Source organism: Paenibacillus sp. AR247 (assembly GCF_002968895.1).
GTDB lineage: Bacteria > Bacillota > Bacilli > Paenibacillales > Paenibacillaceae > Paenibacillus_AQ > Paenibacillus_AQ favisporus.
On the sequence record NZ_PCZT01000002.1, the window covers coordinates 170991 to 175590 of the forward strand.

General features: G+C 53.2%; 2 protein-coding genes and 2 pseudogenes. 1 reads left to right on the top strand and 3 read right to left on the bottom strand.

From position 1 onward, the window contains the following. Positions 1-1298, bottom strand: a pseudogene (locus CPT76_RS38675) (stalk domain-containing protein); the annotation flags it as partial. Positions 1299-1458: 160 nt separating this feature from the next. Then, a complete protein-coding gene (gene sigZ, locus CPT76_RS01185; protein ID WP_105441660.1) occupies positions 1459-2196 on the bottom strand; it encodes an RNA polymerase sigma factor SigZ in 738 nt (245 codons plus the stop codon). A gap of 737 nt (positions 2197-2933) precedes the next feature. Between sigZ and CPT76_RS01190 the strand changes: the two genes are divergently transcribed. Further along, positions 2934-3953 carry an aldo/keto reductase gene (locus CPT76_RS01190; protein WP_105441661.1) on the top strand — a complete coding sequence of 340 codons (1020 nt, stop codon included), beginning with the start codon at positions 2934-2936 and terminating at the stop codon, positions 3951-3953. A gap of 223 nt (positions 3954-4176) precedes the next feature. Here CPT76_RS01190 and CPT76_RS36915 read toward each other — a convergent pair. After that, a pseudogene (locus tag CPT76_RS36915) lies at positions 4177-4600 on the bottom strand (SAM-dependent methyltransferase); the annotation flags it as partial.

Below are 4600 nucleotides of genomic sequence, written 5' to 3' on the forward strand. Positions count from 1 at the left end.
TCCCCGAGAGCAGCGTTCCAATTTCCGCCCGATACCTCAGCCGTACCTCCCAGCGCCTTGAATACCGTCTTGGCTGGAAGATATACGGTTCCCTTGACCTGTTTGGCATATTTCAACGGATCGCGGAGGCTGACCGTCACCGTCACGCTGGAGGAGACGCTGCCAGAAGTCACCGTCAGCTTCGTCTCGCCTACGCCGGCCGCTTTCAGCTTGCCGTCAGGCTGCACTTTCAGTAGGTAAGGCTTGTCCATGTCGAGCTGGGCTTCCTTCAGAGGAACCTTCAGCTTGGCCCCGTTGGTAAACGTCTCTTGAATATCGACCTGTACCGTATCGCCAACATACGGCTTCTTATCGGAGACGGACATGGACACCGCCTTAACGGCAGGCACCTCCACCGGCTGGACCTCGCCGTCCTTGCTGATGACCCATGTCCCGTCGGCACGCTGCGCGTAAATGCCTTCAGCCAAGTCATCCTTATACGCATCTACCGCCGTCCTGACCACGTTGCTCAGCCCCTGAACCTGTGTGGTCAGCTTCCAGCGGTTGGAGTATTCTCCCGTCTGCCATACGGTTCCATCCTTGCGAGTCACGATCAGCACGTCGGTTGGTTCTGCGGAAACATAAGAAATATGTATCGCATCAGTAGCAATGGTTACCGGGATAACCCGGCCATTGTCGTCAAAGTTCGACATTTGATAGACCACGACTTCTCCACCTGTGTACAGCAGAGCGACGCGGTCATCATGCACGGCCATCGACTTGACCGATGCGGCATTGTTTACGGTTCCGACTTTTTTGTATTGATCGGTCTTGTACGGATCCTTGAACAACAGCTCTCCGCTCTGGGTCAACGCGGCAAAATCCTTCTCCCCGTAGCCAATCAGCGTTATGCCGCTAAGATTCTTCAGCTTGCTGTCACCGGCCCAGACGGTACCATCGGCCTGAAGCCGGTACGGCCCGGACACCTGCTTGATTCCGCTTTTCCCCTCGACCACATGAGGCTTCATGCCGATATCCCATTCAACCAACCGGCCGTCACGCGTAATGCCTAAGCCTTCGTATACGTTCCCCGAAATCTCTTCGACAGAGCCTTTCGTATAGATGGTCCGGTTTCCGTCGACCATGGACCACATCGAGCCGTCACTCATCAGATACGTATTTTTGCCGGCGATGTCTTTAATCTGCAACTGTTGAGCCCCGTCGGCAAAAGCCGCCTGATGGCCGAAAGTCGGGACGGCACCCATCATCAAGGCGCCCAGCGCAATCGTGGACAGCCTTCTTTTCCATGTTACGTTCAAGTTCATAACCCCTCTTTGTCATATCATATTTAGGCAAATCCTTGTATGATTCGACACCATGGTAAAATATCCCTTCAAATCAAAAAACACGCCACTCATTATTGTGACGTGTTCCTTACAACGAAGGGAATAACAACATTCGCTGACCCACTCAAATACGTTAACGCTCCGCCCGGGCCGAAGCTTTTCGCCGTGCCGGCTTCTTGGCAACCCTTCCGTAGACGACCGGTTTGGGCAAATTCACACGGTAATCAATGATGCTGCCGTACTTGTCAGTCCGGATCGTGCAGCAGCTGTTCATCAGCTCCCGCACCATTTCCCTGCCCCGCTGAACCCTGGATTTGGCGCCCGAATAGGAAATACCAAGCTTCTCGCTCAGTTCCTTCTGCGACATCCCTTTCAGTTCGGAGAGCTCAACCGCCTCCCGGTACTTATCCGGCAGGTAAGGAATAACGCCTTTCATCCCGCAGATCGCCTCCTGCGAGAAATCTTCGTCTTCCTCTTCTACCAAGCTTGGCAGCTGCTCCGGCAGCTCATCCAACCGTCTCACCTTGCGGAAGTGATCTGTCACCGCATTCCGGGCAATCTGATACAGCCAGGCCCGAAGCCGATCCGGGTCCTGCAGTTCCGGCAGGTGCAGGTAAGCCTTCATGAAGACCGTCTGCACGATATCTTCGGTATCGGGGTGGCGATTCATCCGGCGCGAGACGAAAGCGGAAATCGGCTCGTGATATTGATCCCACAGCATTTCCGGCGTGATCGTCGGCTGGCAGCCATTGGCCTTCCATCCTGCAGCATCCGTGTATCCGGCCTGATCTTCCGTCATCACGGAATGGTTCACGGCTGTGTGTACCTGCTTCGGTTCATATCCCTTTTCCTGTGCTGGTCTTTCCTGCATTTTGACATCTCCTTCCCCGTAGTACACGGCATTTTTATATTTATCCTGCGTTTAAAATAATTTTTTTCAAAAAATTCCCGCACTTTTGCGTCTTTGATCGGGTTTCCCCGTCTCCATCAATATAACAAAAACATCTATCGACGTACATTCTCAGAAGACAGACCGCCTTTAGCGGAAGTTTTTCTTGCGAGATCAGGATGGTATGACCACTGAAGCTTTCATTCTGATCTCTTAACAAAAACATTCATCGACGTACATTCACAGAAGACAGACCGCGTATAGCGGAAATTTTTCTTGCGAGATCAGGATGTTTGGCCTCAGATTTTTCTTGCGAGATCAGGATGTTTGGCCTCAGAGGTTTATCATTTCTGATCTCTTAACAAAAACATCTATCGACGTACATTCTCAGAAGACAGACCGCCTTTAGCGGAAGTTTTTCTTGCGAGATCAGGATGGTATGACCACTGAAGCTTTCATTCTGATCTCTTAAACAAAAACATCTATCGACGTACATTCTAAGAAGACAGACCGCGTTTAGCGGAAGTTTTTCTTGCGAGATCAGGATGCTTGGCCTCAGAAGCTTATCAATTCCAATCTCTTAACAAAAACATCTATCGACGTACATTCGCAAAAGACAGACCGCGTTTGGTGGAAGTTTTCCTTGCGAGATCAGGATGATATGACCACTGAAGCTTATCATTCTGATCTCTTAAAACAAAAAACTGGAGGGATAAAAAATGAAATACAATCTGTTGGGAAATACAGGCGTGCTGGTATCGGAGATCGGGCTGGGGGCCATGACGTTTGGCGGCGGCGGACAATGGGGCGTTTTCGGCGGGCTGGGAGAGCAGGACGCTGAACAGCTTGTGTGGCAGGCGCTCGACGCTGGGGTCAACTTTTTTGATACCTCCAACATTTACGCCGGCGGACGCTCAGAGGAAATTCTCGGCAAAGCGCTTGGGGCGAAGCGGCAGGACGTCATTATCGCCACCAAGGTGAGGGGGCGTACGGGCAGCGGCCCGAACGACCTCGGCTTGTCCAGACTGCATATCATTCGCCAGGTTGAAGAAAGCCTGAAACGGCTCGGCACGGACTACATCGACCTGTATCAAATCCATAACCCGGACCAGCTGACCGATTGGGAAGAAACGCTGCGGGCGCTGGACGACCTGGTCCGCAGCGGCAGAGTCCGCTACATTGGCTCTTCCAATATGACGGGCTGGGAGCTGATGAAAGCCCGGGGCATTTCCAGGGAACTTGGCCTGCATGCTTTTAAAAGCAGCCAGTCCTACTATTCGCTGGCCGGCCGTGACATCGAAAGGGAGATCATTCCCGTATTGAAGGATCAGAACATGGGCCTGCTCGTATGGAGCCCGCTTGCCGGCGGCTTCCTATCCGGTAAATACGCACGCACGCGTACCGGAAACAGCGAGGACCGGCACACCAAGTTTGCTTTTCCGCCGGTAGATTTAGACAAAGCGTATTCCATCATCGACGTGCTGGAGGACATCGCGAAAACCCGCGAGTCTACCGTGGCCCGCATCGCCCTCGCCTGGGTGCTGAACCAGCCGGCGGTAACCAGCGTAATCGTCGGCGCCAAGCGGCCGGATCAGCTGCAGGACAATCTCGAAGCCAGCGGCATCGTGCTGACAGATGACGAACTGGCCCGTCTGGATGAGGTAAGTCGGCTGCCGATTGAATATCCGGCGTGGCCCTTTATGGAAGAGGATGATTCGATTATCCGCAAGCATCCTTGAAACTTGGAGCCATATGCCATCGAGCTGGTTTACATGAGGCGGGCCCGCGTTCGCGTTCAGCGGGAGACTTACCTGCAAGCAGAAATGGTTCAGCCTGACTAAGATATTTATTAATTTCTCATGATCTTGAACAACCTCAAATATCGCAAAAAGCCGCGGAGCCCTGCGCCAGTTAGCCAGGTACCCGCGGCATTTCGCATTTCCGGACCGATTCGATCGTGTGTTACACTTCACCCCAGAACAATTCCGTTTCGTAATCGAAGCTGACCTTCCCGTCCACCTGGGTCTGCTCAAACAGCTCCTGCAGCCCCTGCTTCATCCGGTCATGGTTCGGTTCGCCCTCGGCTGGCACATAGGAAGACGACATGGCCCTGCCGATCAGTTCCTCCACATTAAACAGCTGGCGGTTGCCAAATACGGCGGTATGCATATTCCCATCCCGGAAAAACGGCTGCAGCTGCGCTCCGGATATGTTTTTGTGGGTCATCTGACCGTAATCCTTACTATACAGCTTCAGCAGCTGCTCGTATCCCTCCAGAAAAGGCGTGCCGCTCGTGAGCCGGGAGTTCCAGATCAGGACGGCTTTGCCGCCGGGCTTCAGGATCCGGTGAAACTCCGCCTGCGCGGCCGGACGGTCAAACCAATGA